General features: G+C 64.7%; 17 protein-coding genes. 5 read left to right on the plus strand and 12 right to left on the minus strand.

Annotation, left to right across the window (positions count from 1 at the left end):
* Positions 1–66: 66 nt before the first annotated feature.
* The gene (locus AAGT95_RS20125) at positions 67–1,062 is read left to right on the plus strand and encodes a DMT family transporter (protein WP_342594935.1); all 996 of its coding nucleotides are present in this window, start codon (positions 67–69) and stop codon (positions 1,060–1,062) included.
* Positions 1,063–1,132: 70 nt separating this feature from the next.
* Positions 1,133–1,558 (plus strand): copper resistance protein NlpE, encoded by a 426-nt coding sequence (locus AAGT95_RS20130; protein WP_342594936.1) that lies wholly within the window; start codon positions 1,133–1,135, stop codon positions 1,556–1,558.
* Positions 1,559–1,612: 54 nt separating this feature from the next.
* Here AAGT95_RS20130 and AAGT95_RS20135 read toward each other — a convergent pair whose 3' ends face one another.
* The 9 genes from AAGT95_RS20135 to fabV all read right to left on the minus strand — a co-directional run bounded on the left by AAGT95_RS20135 (position 1,613) and on the right by fabV (position 12,995).
* Positions 1,613–2,386, minus strand: a complete 774-nt coding sequence (locus AAGT95_RS20135; RefSeq protein ID WP_342594937.1) for a class I SAM-dependent methyltransferase — start codon at positions 2,384–2,386, stop codon at positions 1,613–1,615.
* On the minus strand, positions 2,383–3,180 hold the full coding sequence (locus AAGT95_RS20140) for an undecaprenyl-diphosphate phosphatase (protein WP_110598439.1): 798 nt from the start codon (positions 3,178–3,180) through the stop codon (positions 2,383–2,385). The genes AAGT95_RS20135 and AAGT95_RS20140 overlap by 4 nt, the downstream gene beginning before the upstream one ends.
* Positions 3,181–3,231: 51 nt before the next feature.
* Complete coding sequence (gene tsaB / locus AAGT95_RS20145) at positions 3,232–3,921, minus strand: tRNA (adenosine(37)-N6)-threonylcarbamoyltransferase complex dimerization subunit type 1 TsaB (protein WP_342594938.1); 690 nt, start codon at positions 3,919–3,921, stop codon at positions 3,232–3,234.
* A gap of 119 nt (positions 3,922–4,040) precedes the next feature.
* Positions 4,041–4,697 (minus strand): adenylate kinase, encoded by a 657-nt coding sequence (gene adk, locus AAGT95_RS20150; RefSeq protein WP_110598441.1) that lies wholly within the window; start codon positions 4,695–4,697, stop codon positions 4,041–4,043.
* 234 nt (positions 4,698–4,931) lie between these two features.
* On the minus strand, positions 4,932–7,046 hold the full coding sequence (aceF, locus tag AAGT95_RS20155) for a pyruvate dehydrogenase complex dihydrolipoyllysine-residue acetyltransferase (RefSeq protein ID WP_342594939.1): 2,115 nt from the start codon (positions 7,044–7,046) through the stop codon (positions 4,932–4,934).
* 112 nt (positions 7,047–7,158) lie between these two features.
* Positions 7,159–9,849 (minus strand): pyruvate dehydrogenase (acetyl-transferring), homodimeric type, encoded by a 2,691-nt coding sequence (aceE, locus tag AAGT95_RS20160; RefSeq protein ID WP_342594940.1) that lies wholly within the window; start codon positions 9,847–9,849, stop codon positions 7,159–7,161.
* 348 nt (positions 9,850–10,197) lie between these two features.
* The gene (ampD, locus tag AAGT95_RS20165) at positions 10,198–10,758 is read right to left on the minus strand and encodes a 1,6-anhydro-N-acetylmuramyl-L-alanine amidase AmpD (RefSeq protein ID WP_110598444.1); all 561 of its coding nucleotides are present in this window, start codon (positions 10,756–10,758) and stop codon (positions 10,198–10,200) included.
* Between the two features lie 19 nt (positions 10,759–10,777).
* On the minus strand, positions 10,778–11,764 hold the full coding sequence (locus AAGT95_RS20170; protein ID WP_342594941.1) for a GlxA family transcriptional regulator: 987 nt from the start codon (positions 11,762–11,764) through the stop codon (positions 10,778–10,780).
* A gap of 31 nt (positions 11,765–11,795) precedes the next feature.
* Complete coding sequence (fabV, locus tag AAGT95_RS20175) at positions 11,796–12,995, minus strand: enoyl-ACP reductase FabV (protein WP_110598446.1); 1,200 nt, start codon at positions 12,993–12,995, stop codon at positions 11,796–11,798.
* A gap of 266 nt (positions 12,996–13,261) precedes the next feature.
* On the opposite strand from fabV, the gene AAGT95_RS20180 reads away from it, so the two are divergent.
* Positions 13,262–13,666 (plus strand): DUF7079 family protein, encoded by a 405-nt coding sequence (locus AAGT95_RS20180; RefSeq protein WP_110708365.1) that lies wholly within the window; start codon positions 13,262–13,264, stop codon positions 13,664–13,666.
* Between the two features lie 9 nt (positions 13,667–13,675).
* Here the strand turns inward: AAGT95_RS20180 and AAGT95_RS20185 are convergent, their stop codons facing one another.
* Together AAGT95_RS20185 and AAGT95_RS20190 are read right to left on the minus strand one after the other, a co-directional pair.
* Positions 13,676–14,170 carry a glutathione peroxidase gene (locus AAGT95_RS20185; protein WP_110598448.1) on the minus strand — a complete coding sequence of 165 codons (495 nt, stop codon included), beginning with the start codon at positions 14,168–14,170 and terminating at the stop codon, positions 13,676–13,678.
* 101 nt (positions 14,171–14,271) lie between these two features.
* Positions 14,272–14,778 carry an NUDIX hydrolase gene (locus tag AAGT95_RS20190; RefSeq protein WP_342594942.1) on the minus strand — a complete coding sequence of 169 codons (507 nt, stop codon included), beginning with the start codon at positions 14,776–14,778 and terminating at the stop codon, positions 14,272–14,274.
* A gap of 165 nt (positions 14,779–14,943) precedes the next feature.
* Between AAGT95_RS20190 and AAGT95_RS20195 the strand changes: the two genes are divergently transcribed.
* Positions 14,944–16,602 (plus strand): acyl-CoA dehydrogenase family protein, encoded by a 1,659-nt coding sequence (locus AAGT95_RS20195; protein ID WP_342594943.1) that lies wholly within the window; start codon positions 14,944–14,946, stop codon positions 16,600–16,602.
* A gap of 23 nt (positions 16,603–16,625) precedes the next feature.
* On the opposite strand, the gene AAGT95_RS20200 is transcribed toward AAGT95_RS20195, so the two are convergent.
* Positions 16,626–17,234, minus strand: coding sequence for a LysE family translocator (locus AAGT95_RS20200; protein ID WP_342594944.1), 609 nt, complete (start codon positions 17,232–17,234; stop codon positions 16,626–16,628).
* Positions 17,235–17,408: 174 nt separating this feature from the next.
* On the opposite strand from AAGT95_RS20200, the gene AAGT95_RS20205 reads away from it, so the two are divergent.
* Positions 17,409–17,732: a DUF883 family protein gene (locus AAGT95_RS20205; protein ID WP_110598452.1), complete on the plus strand. Its 324-nt coding sequence runs from the start codon at positions 17,409–17,411 to the stop codon at positions 17,730–17,732.
* The last annotated feature ends 97 nt before the right edge of the window (positions 17,733–17,829 follow it).

Below are 17,829 nucleotides of genomic sequence, written 5' to 3' on the forward strand. Positions count from 1 at the left end.
TTGCCGCAGCGGAATCATTCCGCTGACACCTGAGCATAGTTGGCTTAGAGGATCTCGACAAAACCCATGAGTTCCGAAAACCGCCGGACTTCGGCGCAGGAGCGGTTTACGCTACGCACCGATCACTCCCGGAGCCTGTTCAGCATGCCACTACTCTCGCTTGGTCGTCTGCTTCTGCTATCGGCGCTATGGGGCGCCAGTTTCCTGTTCATGCGCATCGCCACCCCGGCGCTGGGGGCCTTCCCCACGGCGTTCTTCCGCGTGCTGCTCGGTGCGGCGGGACTGGTGGCGATCCTGGCGCTACTGCGCGTGCGTTGGCGCTTCGACGGCAAGCTCGGAGCAGTGCTGGCGATCGGCATGATCAACTCCGGTATCCCGTTCGGCATGTTCTGCATCGCCGCGCAGTACCTGCCTGCCGGCTATTCCGCGATGCTCAACGCCTCGACGCCGCTGATGGGGGTGATCCTCGGCGCCACGCTGTTTCACGAGCCGTTGACGAGAGATCGGCTGGTCGGTGTCGCGGCGGGCATGCTGGGTGTCGGCGTCCTGGTGGGCGCGGGGCCCGTCCGGATCGATGGCGGCCTGCTCATTGGCGCCGCCGCCTGCCTGACTGCCGCGGTCTGCTACGGGCTGGGCGGGTTCATCGTCAAGCGCTGGGTGGCCGATCGCGGCGGCCTGGACTCGCGCCTGATCGCCATGGGCTCGCAGGTCGGCGCAACGCTGCTGCTGGCGCCCTTCATGCTCGGCCAGCTGACACTGACACACCAGGCCATTGCCTGGACCGACAGCGGCGTCTGGTGGGCGATGCTAGCGCTGGGGCTCGCCTGCACCTCGTTGGCCTACCTTCTCTATTTCCGGCTCGTCGAAGATCTCGGACCGGTCAAGCCGCTCACGGTCACCATGCTGGTGCCCGCGTTCGGCGTACTCTGGGGCGCACTCTTCCTGGGCGAGCAGGTGACCTGGGCGCATGCCATCGGCGGCTCGCTGATCGGCGTTGCGCTCTGGATGATCCTGTTCCGACGTCGGCGCGATGCCGTGGTGCCCTGCCAGACCGGCGATTGAGCCCGACACGCTCGCCACCGGATTTTCGCACTATACTGAAAATCGCATTTTGCTAAAAAAGGAATAAGCAATGCGTAAGCCAGAATGGATGGGTGCAGGATTGTTGGGCTTGGCGCTGGTCCTGGCGGGGTGCTCCAGCACGCCGCCCTCGCCGTACGAGAAGGCGGCCGGTGAGTATGAAGGCGTTCTGCCTTGCGCCGACTGCTCGGGCATCCAGGTCGACCTGGAGATGATGAACATGGATGACACCGGCGGGGCCTATGTACTGAACAGCCTCTACCAGGGGCGCAGTGACGAGCCCATGACGACCCAGGGCAATTTCCTGGTGCTGAAGGACGCCGGACCGCAACAGATGCCGACGATCTACGAGCTCAAGGGCGCTGGCGGCAACACGATCTATTACCTGCGGCCGCTCGACAACGGCGATCTGGAAGTCCTCGACACGCACATGCAGTCGATCCAGTCCGGAGCCGACATGACGTTGAAACGCCAGTAACGGTGCACGGTCGATATTGGCGCGCCGGGCTCTGCCCGGCGCCTCGGCGCCGGCTCAGCGCTTCAGTGACCGGTGCACATAAAGGTCGTAGCGGCTCGTCTTTCCCTCCAGCACATGCTTCGGCGCGGGGCCATCGATCGGCGGAGCCTTCCGCGGACGCTTGACCACCACCCGATGCGTGGCGACATCCAGCGCCGCCTCCAGCAGGCGCGGGGCGTCGTCATCCCCACCCGCCAGATCCCGGAACAGTCGCATCTCCTTTTTGACCAACGCCGACTTCTCCCGGTGCGGGAACATCGGATCGAGATGCACCACCTGGGGCTCCTGCGGCCAGCCGCCGACCGCCGCCGCCAGTCCGGCCGCGCTATCGGCGTGGCGCAACGACAGTCGCCCGGCGATCTCCGCCACCTCATCGTCCGCCAGCGCTTGCGACAGGGCGGCCTCCAGCAGCGCATGGATCGCCGCCACCCGCTCGATCATCAATACCTCGGCTCCCAGCGACGCCAGCACGAAGGCGTCCCGGCCCAGGCCGGCCGTGGCATCGACGACCCGCGGCGTCACGCCCTGGCCGAATCCGCAGGCGCGCGCCACCAGCTGTCCGCGGCCGCCGCCGTAGCGTCGCCGATGCGCCGCCGCGCCGGAGACGAAATCGGCCCGGACCGGAAGACCGTAACGCTTGGTGTCACCGGCGATCTCGAGCCCTTGCCCGGCGCGCTGCAGAACCAGCCCCTCGGCAGGTGCCGAGGCGGCCCAGGGCAGGCCGTAGCGCGCGGCCAGATCGACCAGCGCCTCCCCGACCACGATCAGCGGCGGGGCCGCCTCGCTCATGTCGCCCATACGAACAGGGCGATACCCAGCAGCAGTCGGTAGATCACGAAAGGCATCATGCCGATCTTGTCCAGCGCGACCAGGAACAGCCTGATACAGAGCCAGGCCGCCACGAACGAGAACGCCACTCCCAGAAAGATCTCGTGCCACTGCGTCGTAGTGCCCGCCTGGACCAGCTCCACGCCTTTCAACGAGCCCGCCGCCAGAATCAGCGGAATCGACAACAGGAACGAGAAACGCGCCGCCGCCTGGCGGGTGAAACCGAGCATCAGGGCCGCCGTCATGGTGATTCCCGAGCGAGAGGTGCCGGGAATCAAGGCAATGGCCTGGGCGAGACCGATCAACAGCGCCGTCTTGAGTGACATCGTTTCGATCGGGCGTATCCGGGAGCCCCGCTTGTCGGCGATACCCAGCAATACGCCGAAAACGATCGTCGTCGTCGCGATCACCAGCACGGAGCGCCCCGCGCTCTCGACCCAATCCTCGATCAACAGCCCGAAGATGACCGCCGGAATGGTACCGACGATGATCGCCCACCCGAGGCGGCTCTCCGGCGTCTGCCCCCGCTCGCCGAACTGGGTGAACCAGGCGTGGAGAATACGCCAGACTTCATGTCGAAACGCGAACAGCACGGCGCCCAGAGAGCCGATATGGACTGCCACGTCGAAGGCCAGCCCCTGATCGGACCAGCCGAAGAGCTGGGAGGGCAAAATCAGATGTGCGGAAGAGGAGATGGGCAGGAATTCCGTCAAACCCTGGATGATGGCGAGTGCGGCCAGTTGCAAAACATCCATTTTCTTTCGATATCCTTGTTCGAGGAGGTCGCCATCGTGGACCTCGATCTTTCACGCCTTACGCCACGCCACCTCATTACGCAGATAGACGGGAATTACCTCGTGAGGCGCGCTGCCGCGCGCGCCACGCTCCCATGATGTGGCGGCCAGACGTACGAGATCCTCCGCCGCCGGTAGTTCGTCGGGGAGGGTTTGCGGCAATGCAACCTGTACATCGACAGGTATATTAGACAAAAGTTGCCAACCGCTGCCTATCCCCAGCCACTCGATATCGCGATCCGTGTCGGGCAGACGCAATCGCGAAGGCGGCATGACGCGTGGCTCGAGCGCCACGGTCAAGGCGCCGTCATGGCAGTGATAGGCCGCGACATAGATCTCGTCCATGCGGGCGTCGAGGGCGGCGATGACGTGCCGGGCGTGCCATTTGCGGTGAGCCGCGAGCGCCAGGGCTTCCAGGGTGGAAACGCCGATCAGCGGCAGGTCGGCGCCGTAGGCGAGCCCCTGGGCGATGCCAGCGGCGATTCGCAGGCCGGTGAACGAACCCGGGCCATGGCCATAGGCGATCGCGTCGAGCTGGGCCAGGGTCACGCCGGCTTCCGCCAGCACCTCGTCGATCATCGGCAGCAGCAGCCGGGTGTGTTCACGGGGGGCAATCTCGAAACGCTGAACGATCTGGTGATTCCATATCAGCGCGCAGGAGCAGGCAGTAGAGGAGGCGTCCAGCGCCAGCAACGTCGGCATCGGTTTCCCGGGGAATGGCAGCATCAAGGAGGTGGCGAGTATAGCGCCATCGCGATGTCAAAACGATGGCTCCGCCAGGAGGCGGAGCCATTCGGGATGATCAGTGGGTCGTCGGCGGGTCAGCCCTTCAGCGCGGCGAGGACCTGCTCTCGGATCTCGTCGACGCTGCCAACGCCGGCGATACGGTGATACTCCGGCGCGGCTTCGGCATCCTCGGCCGCCCACTCGCGGTAGTAACCGACCAGCGGCTCGGTCTGGTCGTGGTAGACCGAGAGACGATGGCGCACGGTCTTCTCGCTGTCGTCGTCACGCTGGATCAGCGGCTCGCCGGTGACGTCGTCCTTGCCTTCTTCCCGCGGCGGCTTGTAGTCGACATGGTAGACACGTCCGGAGTCCGGGTGGACGCGACGCCCGGAGAGCCGGTTGACGATCTCTTCGTCGTCGACGGCGATCTCCACCACGTGGTCCAGCTTGATGCCGGCGTCCTTCATCGCATCCGCCTGCGGGAGCGTGCGCGGGAAGCCGTCGAACAGGAAGCCGTTGGCGCAGTCGGGCTGGGAGATGCGTTCCTTGACCAGTGCGATGATCAGATCATCCGATACCAGAGCACCGCTGTTCATGGTCTCCTTGACCTTGACCCCCAGCTCACTTCCCTCCTTGACCGCGGCACGCAGCATGTCGCCGGTGGAAATCTGCGGGATATGGAAATGCTCGCAGATGAACTGGGCTTGGGTACCCTTGCCAGCGCCGGGGGCGCCCAAGAGGATCAAACGCATTGATAACTGCTCCTTCGTGAATCGCATCGGTTGTCGGACCGGTCAACGGCGTTGAGAACTCAACGCAGACGACACCGTCAATGGCTCATGACGATACCTGCCGATCGGGTAGCGCACAAGACTCGCCTGGATCGACGCGCCGCTACCGGGGGCGCCGACGAGACCTGATCACAGGGCAACAAACGCCAACGGCCCCCGAAGGAGCCGTTGGTTTGGATCGAGCGGACCGCCGCATCAGACCAGCATGCGCCGGATATCGGTCAGCACCTGTGCCAGGAAAGCGGTGAAACGCGCCGCGTCGGCACCGTTGACCGCACGGTGGTCGTAGGAGAGCGACAGCGGCAGCATCAAGCGCGGCTCGAACTCGCTGCCGTTCCAGACCGGCTTCATCGACGACTTGGAGACGCCAAGAATGGCCACTTCCGGCGTATTGACGATGGGCGTGAAGGCCGTGCCACCGATCGAGCCGAGGCTCGAGATGGTGAAGCTGGCGCCGCTCATCTCCTCTCGGGACAGCTTCTTGTTCTGCGCCTTCTTGGCCAGCTCGACCGACTCCTTGGCCAGATCGATCAGCGACTTCTTGTCGGCATCGCGGATCACCGGCACCATCAGCCCGTCCGGAGTATCGACCGCCACCCCGATGTGCACGTAGTGCTTGACGATCAGCTTGTCGCCATCCGGGTGCAGGCTCGAGTTGAACTGCGGGAACTTGCGCAGCGCATAGGCACACGCCTTGATCATGAACGGCAGCGGCGTCAGCTTGGCGCCCTGGGACTCGGCCTCCGCCTTCATCGACTTGCGGAAGGCCTCGAGCTCGGTGATGTCCGCTTCGTCGAACTGGGTGACGTGAGGCACGTTGAGCCAGCTGCGGTGCAGGTTGTTGGCGCCCGCCTTCATCAGACGGCTCATCGGCTTCTCTTCGATCTCGCCGAACTGACTGAAGTCGATCGCCGGCACCTGCGGAATGCCCGCGCCACCGGAAGCGGCCGCAGGTGCCGAAGCACCACCGTTCTTGCGCGCTTTCATCACTTGCTTGACGAAACCGTCGACGTCGTCCTTCAGGATCCGCCCCTTGGGACCGGAGCCCTTGACTTCACCGAGATCGACACCCAGCTCGCGAGCCAGCTTGCGGACCGCCGGACCGGCATGCACATGGGCACCGGCGGTCTTGTCATCGCCATGCTTCTCGCGCGCTTCCGGGCTCGGCTCGCCGCTGGGCTGCCGCTGTGCCCGCGAGTCGGCCGACGCCTTGGCATCGTCCTTCTTGGCCCCGTCCTTTCGGGCCTCGCTCTTGGGCGCCTTCGATCCGGACTTGCTCGCGTCACCACCGGTCTTGGCCGCCTTCTTCTTGCCACCCGACTGGCCAGCGACTTCGACGTAGCCGATCAGGTCGCCCTCGGAGACGCTGTCGCCCTCCTTGACCGCCAGTTCGACCACCTTGCCCTTGACCGGGCTGGGCACGTCCATGGAGGCCTTGTCGGACTCCAGCGTGATCAAGGTGTCTTCCTTGTCGATCTCGTCGCCTTCGCTGATCGCGACTTCGATGATCTCGACGCCTTCGCTGCCGCCGATATCCGGCACGCGAATCTCCTGACGACCGCCTGCGCTGTCGTCGGCGTCTTCGTCGTCACCCTCTTCGTCGGCGCTGTCTTCGTCGGTATCGGCGCCGTCGTCGGCGCCCGGCGCTTCGGCATCGTCCGCCGCCGGGGCATCGTCTTCCGTGTCGTCGCCCTCGCCGGCGATCTCCATGGTGCCGATCAGGTCGCCTTCGGAGACGCTATCGCCCTCCTTGATCGAGAGCGACACGATCTTGCCACTGTAGGGACTGGGCACGTCCATGGAGGCCTTGTCGGACTCGAGCGTGATCAGGGTGTCCTCCTCGCTGATCTCGTCGCCCTCGCTGACGGCCACCTCGATGATCTCGACGCCATCGCCACCGCCAATGTCCGGCACCTTCACTTCGACGGTGCGCTTGCCCCCGCCGGAGGATTTCTTCTTCGGCGCGGCCTTCTCGGGCTCGTCCTTCTCCTGCGACTCGGCGTCATCCTGCGGGGCCGCGTCGTCGGAGGCGTCGTCATCGGATGAGGCTTCCGGCTCATCCTCGCCTTCGCCCTCGGCTTCCAGCTCCAGGATGTCGTCGCCCTCGGAGACGGTGTCGCCTTCCTTGACCAGAATCTTGACCACCTTGCCGCCTTTCGGCGCGGGGACATCCATGCTGGCCTTGTCCGACTCCAGCGTGATCATGGTGTCTTCGGCGGAGATGACATCGCCGACGCTCACCGCAATCTCGATGATTTCGACATCGTCGCTGCCGCCGATGTCGGGAACTTTGATGATTTCGCTACTCAAGGTCGCGCTCCTTTAATCATCTGCCGACCCGCCCCGCGGGCGAGGTCGGCTAATTCAGGTATTCTGGCCGTCGCTCTCAGCCGGCGACGGCACCCTGACGTGGTCCGTCGACTCAAGACACCAGCGGGCTGGGCTTGGCGGGGTCGATGCCGTACTTCTTCATGGCATCGTTGACGACCTTGGCCTCGAGCTCGCCCCGTTTGACCAATGCACGCAGCGCCTGAATCGTCACGTAGTAGCGGTCGACCTCGAAGAAGCGGCGCAGCGCTTCGCGGGTGTCGGAACGTCCGAAACCATCGGTACCGAGCACGTGGAAGTCGTTGGGCACCCAGGCGCGGATCTGGTCGGCATACAGCTTCATGTAGTCCGTCGATGCGATGACCGGACCCTCGGCCCCCTCGAGCTGCTGGACCACCCAAGGCTTCTCGCGCTTCTCATCGTAGTCGAGGAACTGCTGACGATCGTATTCGAGCGCTTCGCGACGCAGCTCGTTGAAGCTGGTCACGCTCCAGACATCGGCGATCACGCCATGCTCTTCCGCCAGCATTTCGGCAGCCGCCTCGACCTCGCGGAGGATGGTGCCACTGCCCATGAGCTGGACCCGCGGCTGCTTCTTCTTGCCGGCCGCCTTGCCTTCGTGCAGGCGGTACATGCCGCGAACGATGCCCTCCTCGCTGCCTTCCGGCATTTCCGGATGCGAGTAGTTCTCGTTCATCACCGTCAGATAGTAGAAGCAGTTCTCCTTGTCCTGGAACATCCGCTTCAAGCCATCCTGCACGATGACGGCCAGTTCGTGCCCGTAGGTCGGGTCGTAGGCCCGGCAGGTCGGCACGGTCGACATCAGGATATGGCTGTGGCCATCCTGGTGCTGCAGGCCTTCGCCATTGATGGTGGTACGACCGGCGGTGCCGCCGACCATGAAGCCACGCGCCTGGAGATCGCCGGCCGCCCAGACCAGGTCGCCGATTCGCTGATAACCGAACATCGAATAGTAGATGTAGAACGGGATCAGCGGCAGATGGTGGTTGGCGTAGGAGGTCGCGGCCGCGATCCACGCCGACATCGAACCCGCCTCGGTGATGCCCTCCTCGAGGATCTGGCCTTTCTTGTCCTCGCGGTAGTACATGATCTGGCCGGCATCCATCGGCTCGTACTTCTGGCCTTCCGCGGCGTAGATACCGAGCTGCCGGAACATCCCTTCCATCCCGAAGGTGCGCGCTTCATCCGGGATGATCGGCACGATACGGGCGCCCAGCTGCTTGTGCTTGACCAGGCCGTTGAGGACGCGCACGAAGGACATGGTGGTGGAGACTTCGCGGTCGCCGGAGCCCTTCATCTGGGTCGCGAACATCTTGTCGTCGAGACCGGGGATCTCCATCGCCTCGAAGTCGGCCTTGCGCGCCGGCAGGAAGCCACCCAGCCGCTCGCGCTGGAGATGCATGTACTTCATCTCCGGACTGTCGTCCTCGGGCTTGTAGTACGGAATATCGCCGCTCTCGATCTGCTTGTCGGAGACCGGGATGCCGAAGCGGTCACGGAACGCCTTGAGGGCGTCGACGTCCATCGACTTGATCTGATGGGCTTCCATGTCGGCTTCGCCGTGGCCGCCACCCATGCCGTAGCCCTTGACGGTGTGCGCCAGGATCACGGTGGGACGCCCATTGGCGTTGTTGACCGCCTCGTGGTACGCCGCGTAGACCTTCTGCGGATCGTGGCCACCGCGGTTGAGACGGAAGACCTCCTCGTCGGAGTACTCCTTGACCATCTCGGCAGTCTCTTCGTACTTGCCGAAGAACTCCTTGCGCGTGTAGGCCCCGCCCTGCGCCTTGTAGTTCTGATACTCGCCGTCGACCGCCTCGTCCATGCGCTTCTGCAGCATGCCCTTGGTGTCTTTCTCGAACAGCGGGTCCCACAGGCCGCCCCAGACGACCTTGATGACATTCCAACCGGCGCCGCGGAACACGCCTTCGAGCTCGTCGATCACGCGCGAGTTACCGCGTACCGGGCCGTCGAGACGCTGCAGGTTGCAGTTGATGACGAAGATCAGGTTGTCGAGCTTCTCGCGGCTGGCCAGGTGCAGCGCGCCGAGGGACTCCGGCTCGTCGCACTCGCCGTCGCCGAGGAACGCCCAGACCTTGCGGTCCTTCATGTCCTCCAGTTCACGTGAGTGCAGGTACTTCATCACGTGGGCCTGGTAGATCGACTGGATCGGCCCGAGCCCCATCGAGACGGTGGGGAACTGCCAGTAGTCCGGCATCAGGTAAGGGTGCGGATAGGATGGCAGCGCGTCGCCGTCCACTTCCTGGCGGAAGTTGTCCATCTGCTCCTGGGTCAGGCGGCCCTCGAGAAACGAGCGCGCGTAGATGCCCGGCGTCACGTGCCCCTGGATATAGAGCAGGTCGCCCTTGTGGTCACCGTTGTCGGCCCGGAAGAAATGGTTGAAACCCACTTCGTAGAGCGTGGCACTGGACTGATAGCTGGCGATATGACCGCCCAGGCCCTTGTGCTTCTTGTTCGCCCGCAGAACCTGCACCATGGCATTCCAGCGAATCGCCGAGCGGATCTTGCGCTCGATGAACATGTCGCCGGGCATCTTGGCTTCACGATGGACGGGAATGGTGTTGCGGTGCGGCGTAGTCCCGGAAAACGGCGGTGAAGAGCCGTCACGACGCAGACGGTCCGCCAACCGGGTCAGGATGTACCGAGCGCGCTCTTCGCCCTCATGCTCGACAACCGAGGCCAGGGAATCCAACCACTCCGTGGTCTCGACCGGATCGAGATCTTCTCGTGTCTCCAGACTCATAGACAACTCTCCGAATGGGAAAAGGTTTGCCATTCGCCCGGCCATGGCGGGTAGCCGCAGCGGGGCTTGGGAATATGCGCTCTTCGGTGCGGGCGCGGCTCTTTTGGGGCCGCTTTCCGAGATTTTTTGGCTGTAACTGAATTACAGCGGGCGTGCGGGACGCGGGAAATCAGGCGAAGAAGATACCGCAAACGCCCTCATCTGCCAATTCGCAGACGCTTCGATCCTCCTGGTGGCAATGCCCAAATGCCGTGACATCAGTCGCTTAGTCGCCATTCGTGACGCCCCACCGGGAGTCTCGGTTGGTGTAGTCAAGCTACAGGCTCGCGCCACCCTTGAGCGTAGCACTCAAACCGTCGCTGTCAGGCAGCGACGCAGATAAGCCCAATCGAACGCCGGGCCCGGATCGGTCTTGCGCAGCGGCGCGATGTACCCATGTCCGGTGATCCGTTCGGTGGTGATTGGCGGATAGTCTCTTGCCAGCGCCTGCAACACCTCGGCCAGTACGCGATACTGGGCCTCCCGGTAGGGCACTTCATCGGCGCCTTCGAGCTCGATACCGATGGTGAAATCGTTGAGCCCTTCGCGTAGACGCCCGCCGTCGTGCCATCGGGACTTGCCGGCATGCCAGGCGCGGCGATCGAAGGGAACGAACTGCACACACTCGCCGTCGCGCCGGACCAGCAGGTGCGCCGACACCCGCAGCGCGGCAATCGCGCCGAAAGCGGGGTGAGCGTCGGGGTCCAGTGTATTGGTGAACAGCCGCTCGATGGCATCGCCGCCGAACACCCCCGGGGGGAGGCTGATCCCGTGCAGGACCACTGCGGACACCTCCCCCTGCGGCCGCGCGTTGGCGTTGGGTGACGCCACTCGCCTAGCCGTGTCGAGCCAGTGATCGTCGATCCTCATCCTGCAAGCTCCTTCGAGATCATGTCGCTTGTGCAGCCAGGCCTAGCCGCTCGTCTCTGGGGCTGATGCCGAAATGGTGGCGATAGGCCGTCGAGAAATGCGCCCCCGACGAAAAGCCGTGAGCCAACGCGATCTCCCCCACCGCCTGATCGCTCTCGCGCAGCAGCTTGCGCGCCCGCTGGAGGCGCAGGTTGAGATAGTAGCGGCTGGGCACGGCCTGGAGATGCTTCTTGAACAGTCGCTCCAGTTGTCGCCGGGATATCCCCAGATGGGCCGAGAGCTCATGCGTGGTCAACGGCTCTTCGATGTTGGCCTCCATCAGTGCCACGGCGTCCACCAGGCTCTGCGGCGCATGGCCAAGCCGTGAACGCAGCGACGTCTGCTGCGGCTCGTCGGCCATGCGGATACGCTCGCAGACGAAGTGCTCGGAGATTCGCTGCGCCAGCCCCGCTCCCTGCTGCTGACCGATCAGCGTCATCAGCATGTCCATTGCCGCCGTCCCCCCGCCACAGGAAAGGCGGTCGCGGTCGATCTCGAACAACTGGTGAGAAACGTGGATCTTTGGAAACGTTCGCGTGAACGCGTCGGCACTGGCGTAGGGAATCGAGGCCCGATAACCATCCATCACACCCGCCCTGGCGAGCCAGTGGGTTCCGCCGGCGATGCCGCCCAGCATCACGCCACGGCTGGCCAGACGATGCAGCCAGTGAATCAGCGTCTCGCCACTCTCCTCCACGGCCCCCGCGCCATCGGGCGCGGGGGCGCAGACGAACAGCATATCGAGGTGGCGCGCATCACTCCCGGCGACGCTCTCCGGCGAGAATGACAGCTGGGCCACGCTCTTTACCGCTCGACCGTCGATGCCGAAGGTCGTGGCGGCGTAGAGCCGTCGCCCCGAGAGCGTGTTCGCGACGATCAACGGCTCGATCGCGCAAGCCTGCGCCAGCAGCGAGAAGCCGGGCAACATCACGAACCCCACTCGGCGCGGGGTGTCGCTGACGTTCATGATCGACGGTTCATGCGGTGGCGCGTCGGAATCAGACTTGAACGACGTCGAATTCGACCTTCGGGTCGACGTCGGCGTCGTAATCCACGTCGTCGCGTTCGAAGCCGAACAGCTTGAGGAACTCGTGCTTGTAGCCGGCGTAGTCGGTCAGCGCAAACAGGTTGTCGCTGGTCACCTGCGGCCAGAGATCCTTGCACGCCTGCTGGATATCGTCGCGCAGTTCCCAGTCATCCAGGCGCAGGCGCCCGGCCTCATCCAACTCGGGCTCGCCGTCGGCGTAGAGACGCTCGCCGAACAGGCGATTGAGCTGATCGATGGTGCCCTCGTGGACACCCTGCTCCTTCATGACCTTGTAGACCATGGAGATATAGAGCGGCATCACCGGGATCGCGGCGCTGGCCTGGGTGACCACGGACTTGAGCACGGCCACGTTGGCCCCGCCACCGCTGGCCTTGAGGCGCGAGTCGATCTCGCCGGCAGCGCGATCCAGGTCCTCTTTCGCCTTGCCGAGGGCACCGTGCCAGTAGATCGGCCAGGTGATGTCGGTACCGATGTAGCTGAACGCCACCGACTTGGCACCCGGCGCCAGCACGCCCGCCTTGTCCAGCGCATCCATCCACAGCTCCCAATCCTGGCCGCCCATCACCTCGATGGTATCAGCCACTTCCTGCTCGGTGGCCGGCTCGACGGAAGCCTGGATGATCGCATCCTTGTTGGTATCGATGGCCGTCGCGGTGTAGGTCTCGCCGATCGGCTTGAGGCTGGAGCGCTTGAGTTCTCCGCTATCCGGCAGCTTGCGCACCGGCGAGGCCAGCGAATAGATCACCAGATCGATCTGCCCCATGTCCTCGCGGATCAGTTCGATCGCCTTGTCACGCACCTCGTGGGAAAACGCATCGCCGTTGATCGACTTGCTGTATAGCCCCTCGGCCTTGGCGAACTTGTCGAAGGCGGCCGAGTTGTACCATCCCGCCGTACCGGGCTTGCTCTCGGTCGCCGGCTTCTCGAAGAACACGCCCAGCGTGTCGGCGCCGTAGCCGAAAGCCGCGGTGATGCGGGCCGCCAGCCCATAACCGCTGGAGGCACCGATGACGAGCACGTTGCGCGGCCCCGCCTGGTCGCCGCTCAGGTTGGCGCGGGTGGTCTCGATCTGTTCGAGTACGTTGCGCTCGCAGCCGAGCGGATGCGTCGTGGTACAGATGAAACCGCGAACCTTGGGCTTGATGATCACGTCTAACCTCGTCTTCTACAGCGGAACGAAAGCCCCGGCGAAGCGTGCCGGGAGGTGGCATTGAGCGAAAGCTTGTCGGGCGCATTCTAGCAGGGTGGCGAAAGCGGGAGCGAACTCGCATGAGCCCTCCCCCTCCGGTTCCTGCCGAGCCCGGGCACCGCATGCCGCTCCCGGCCTTCCTCGGCGCCGGACTTGTCTCTCTCGCCAGTCTATTCGAAGATGACTCGCCCGCGAGTCGAACCCACCCAGAGCGTAGAGAAAGCCCCATGGCCCACGAACAAGAGATCGAGGAGCTGGTCATCCGGCGTGGCGCGCTCTGGCTGGCACTCTCGCCACTATGGCTCGAGCGGGAGCCCAGGGAGTCGGACTTCGCTCGCATGATTCGCGAGATCGATGCCAGCCACCTGACGCTGCAGCAGCTGGAGTGGGTCTATCGCCTGGAGATGTCACCGGTCATGGCTCGCTACCAGCTCTCTATGGCCGGCGAATGGCGGGCCTTCGACGAGACCGAACTGCTGACGCGACTGGTCCGCCACAATCGCAAGCTGCGAGGATGGCGCAAGGCGACTTGGTCGCTGTTCTCGGGCCTGACGACGATGATGAGCCGACCGCGCTTCAACGAACTGGGCGTGCGGGTCATGGTCGCGCGTGGCGAGAGACCGCCGGGCTAGAGAACGGACTCACGCCGAAAACGGCGTCTCCAGCGCCTCCTCGATGGCACCGCGCAGCGAGCGAGGCACGGCACGCGGCCCGAAGCGTCTGATCACCTGTCCGTCCCGCCCCACCAGGAACTTGGTGAAATTCCATTTGACCGGCGTGCTGCCGAGCACCCCGGGCGCCTGACGGCGCAGATGGACGAACAGCGGGTGCGCTTCACGCCCATTGACCTTGACCTTCTCCATCAGCGGGAACGTCACCGCATAGCGCCGTTCGCAAAAGGCGCCGAATCCGGCCGACGACTCCGGCGACTGGCGTCCGAACTGGTTACAGGGGAACGCGAGCACCGTGAAACCCTGATCCCGGTACTCCTGATAGAGCTTCTCCAATCCCTCCATTTGCGGCGTGAAACCGCAGCGGCTGGCGACATTGACGATCAACAATACCTGGCCACGCAGCGCACGCAGATTGAAGGATTCGCCGGACGGGGTCCGGCAGTCTTGCGTATATAACGACATGGATGAATCGATCCGAGAACACCAAGTTCAAGTCGGCGGAACCGCGTCACGCCCCTAGGCGCATCGCTCCCGCTCCGCAGAGTGCCACGCTGGACGCCCGTTCACCAGTGATCGAGCTCGATGGCTCTCGCCAGCGCCATGCGCGTGTCCGGCGTCGCTTTGTCCAGCGACAACGCCTCCGAGATCGGCAGCCAGCACACGGCGGCCACTTCCTCCGGCTGCAATCGCAGCGGTCCATCGTAATCGACCCAGTAGAGACTGCCGTACAGCTTCAAGCTGGCCTCCTGGAACACGAACTCACCGCCGGCCATCAACTCGACACCGCGAATGCCAAGCTCCTCGAACAGCTCCCGCCGCGCAGCCGGCATGGGGGCCTCGCCCGCGCTCACGACACCACCGGCGGCCAGATCGAACCAGCCCGGGTGTGTCTCCTTGATCGGCGTACGTTCCTGCACGCAGATCTCGCCGCGGGCGTTGCGCACGACGATGTAAGTCGCCCTGTGCCAGCAGCCCAGGCGCCGCATCATGGCCCGCGAAGCACTACCGCACGGCCGATTGCGGGGATCGACGAGTTGAACCTGCTCGTCGGCGATGACGATGTCGCTCATGGGATGTCTGCCAGTCGAGAAACGGAAAAGCAGCGTATCACGTGACCGACCGGGCACGGCTCACCGATAGCGCGCATTGCCCTGCCCCATGCCGCAATGGTCGAATGCAAAACACAGCGGCGAACGCCCGGTCTATGCTCGAATCAGCCACCCTGGAGGAAGCTGATGGCCGACTACGCACCACGCCAAGACCTGACCACGCACCGCGTCGAGAATCAGCCTACCGCGGGCCCACGTCGCGATCCGTGGAGAGACGATCGCCCCCTGCGGGAGACGCTATCTCACTTCGCACCGGCCTGGGTCGGCGAGCGCCTGGCTCCCCTGGGGCAAAAACTCGGGACCGCCGAGGTGGAGCGTTGGGGTGAACAGGCCGACCGCTACCCTCCTACGCTCCATGCCTTCGACCGTTATGGCCGCCGCCTGGACGAGGTCGAATATCATCCCGCCTACCACGCCCTGATGGCACTCGCTATCGAGGACGGCTGGCACGCCGTCGCCTGGGAGCAGGAGCATGACGGTGGGCATCAAGCCCACGTCGCCGGGCTCTATCTGCTGACCCAGGCCGAACCGGGCTTCTGCTGCCCGATCACCATGACCCACGCCGCCATGCCGGTACTGCGCCAGTTGCAAGGTGGCGAGGCATGGCGAGAACGGCTCATGGGCCGAGCGTATGACGCCGCCGCCATCCCGGCCGAGCACAAGCGCACCAACACCTTCGGCATGGCGATGACCGAAAAGCAGGGAGGCAGCGACGTGCGCCGCAACAGCACTCGGGCGTCGCCGGTGGCCTCGCCCGGTACCGGCGAGTGGTATCGGCTCGACGGCCACAAGTGGTTCTGCAGCGCGCCGATGTCGGACGCTTTCCTCACCCTGGCTCAGACCGATGACGGCCTGTCCTGCTTCCTGGCACCGCGCTTCACCCCGGATGCCCGGAGAAACGCCATCGAGATCCAGCGGCTCAAGGACAAGTGCGGCAATCGTGCCAATGCCTCGGCGGAGATCGAATATGCCGGTGCCTGGGCGCAACTCGTCGGCGAGCCTGGCCGGGGCATACCGGCGATACTGGAAATGGTGCAGCAGACACGGCTCGATGCCGCTACCGCTCCGGCGGGCATGATGCGTCAGGCCGTGAGTGAGGTCTGGTGCCACGTGAAGGGGCGCCGAGCCTTCGACCGGCGGCTGGCCGATCAGCCGCTGATGCAGCGCGTCGTCGCCGATCTCGAGATCGAGACCGAGGCCAGCCTGATGCTGGCGATGCGAGGCGCACGCGCCATGGACCGATCCCGGAGCGACGAGCATGAAGCCGCGCTGGCGAGGCTGCTCCCGGCGCTGGCCAAGTTCTGGCACAACAAGCGCGGCCCCGCGTTCATGGCCGAGGCGATGGAGTGTCTCGGCGGCATCGGTTACGTCGAGGAGGCACCACTGGCAAGGCTCTATCGCGAGGCGCCGGTCAACTCGATCTGGGAAGGCTCCGGCAATGTGATCTGTCTGGACGTGCTGCGCATCCTGGATCGCCACCCGGCCAGCATCGAGGCGTTGCGGCAGGAGCTGAGCCTGGCCCGAGGCCACCATGCGGCTTTCGACGCCGCCATCGAGGCGCTCGACGAGCGGCTGACGGCAGGCCCCGAACAGCTGCAGGCCGAGGCACGCTGGCTAGCCCAGGCCATGGCCCAGACGCTGCAAGCCGCGATGCTGATTCGACATGCGCCCCAGGCCATCGCCGACACGTTCTGCGCCACCAGGCTGGCAAATGCGTCGCCGATCTTCGGCGTTCTCCCCGCCGACGCCCCCGTGGCGACGATTCTCGAGCGCCTGGAGGCGTGAACGGTCGCCGACGGCGGCGATGCTCAACCCAGCGCCACGCGAGCGGCCAGACCGAGCAGGACGAGCCCCGTCAGCCGATGAATCCAAGCCGCGTGCCGCTGCAACCATGGCAGCACGCGGGAATGGGAGAGCAGCAGTGCCACCAGCACGTACCAACTGCCATCCACCAGGGTCGCGGTCGCGACGATCAACCAGCGCCCCGCCACGCTCAGGTCGGCGCTGACGAACTGACTCAACAACGCGACGAAGAACACGATCAACTTGGGATTGCCCAGCGCCACCAACAGGCCATCGCGCATGGCGCGTCGCCAATCGCTGCTTCGATGGCTCATGCCGAAGCCGTCGCTGCCGCCGGCCCGCAACGCCTGGACGCCCATCCACGCCAGATAGCAAGCCCCGCCCCAGGTCACCAGCCGATAGAGCCAGGGCTGGTGAACGATAACCGCCGCCAGCCCCAGTACCGTCACCCCCGCATAGAGACCGACACCCGCCGCGTGGGTGATCCCGGCGATCACGCCGCAGCTGCGCCCGCCGCCCAGCGTATTCTGCATCACCATGGCCAGGCTGGGACCGGGAGACATGGCGCCGAGGGCGCAGATCGCCAGCAGAGATAACCAGAGTTGCAACGACACGTCTTCTTCCCATTTCCACCAGTGATATCCGCTGGCCGACTATACCGGACGTTTCGGACGAGGACCGCCCGCCATGAGGCTATTTGAGGACTCCGGATAATTCCACCGGCGCAGGCACTTCACAACGGCTACGCTGTCATACGCACTCAGGCCCATCCATCAGGGAGGTGAAACATGAGCCTATTCAAGCGTGAAGACCGGCAGGCCCGAACGGACCGCATCCGCGACGACCTGCACGATATCGGCGAGCAGGGTCAGGCGTTGGGGCACGACCTGCGAGATGACGCGCAGGACGCGATCGAGGAAGCGCGAATGAAAAGCGAGGAGCAGTACGCTCGCATGGCAGCCGAAGCACGCCGCCGCAACCGCCGCTTCAAGCACTCCGCCAACCAGTCGCTGGACGATTGCGACCGCTACGTACGCGAGCACCCATGGTCGAGCATCGGCGTTGCCACACTGGCGGGCGCCATGCTCGGATTGCTGATCAGCCGGCGCTGAATCACGGAAACGCCTCGCTCGGCGGGGCGTTTCCTGAGCGTTCCCAACCAAACCATAGTTTCAATCTTTAACCGTCATTGAACTTTATAATCGAAGC

Origin of the sequence: Salinicola lusitanus (genome assembly GCF_038648475.1) — a bacterium.
GTDB lineage: Bacteria > Pseudomonadota > Gammaproteobacteria > Pseudomonadales > Halomonadaceae > Salinicola > Salinicola lusitanus.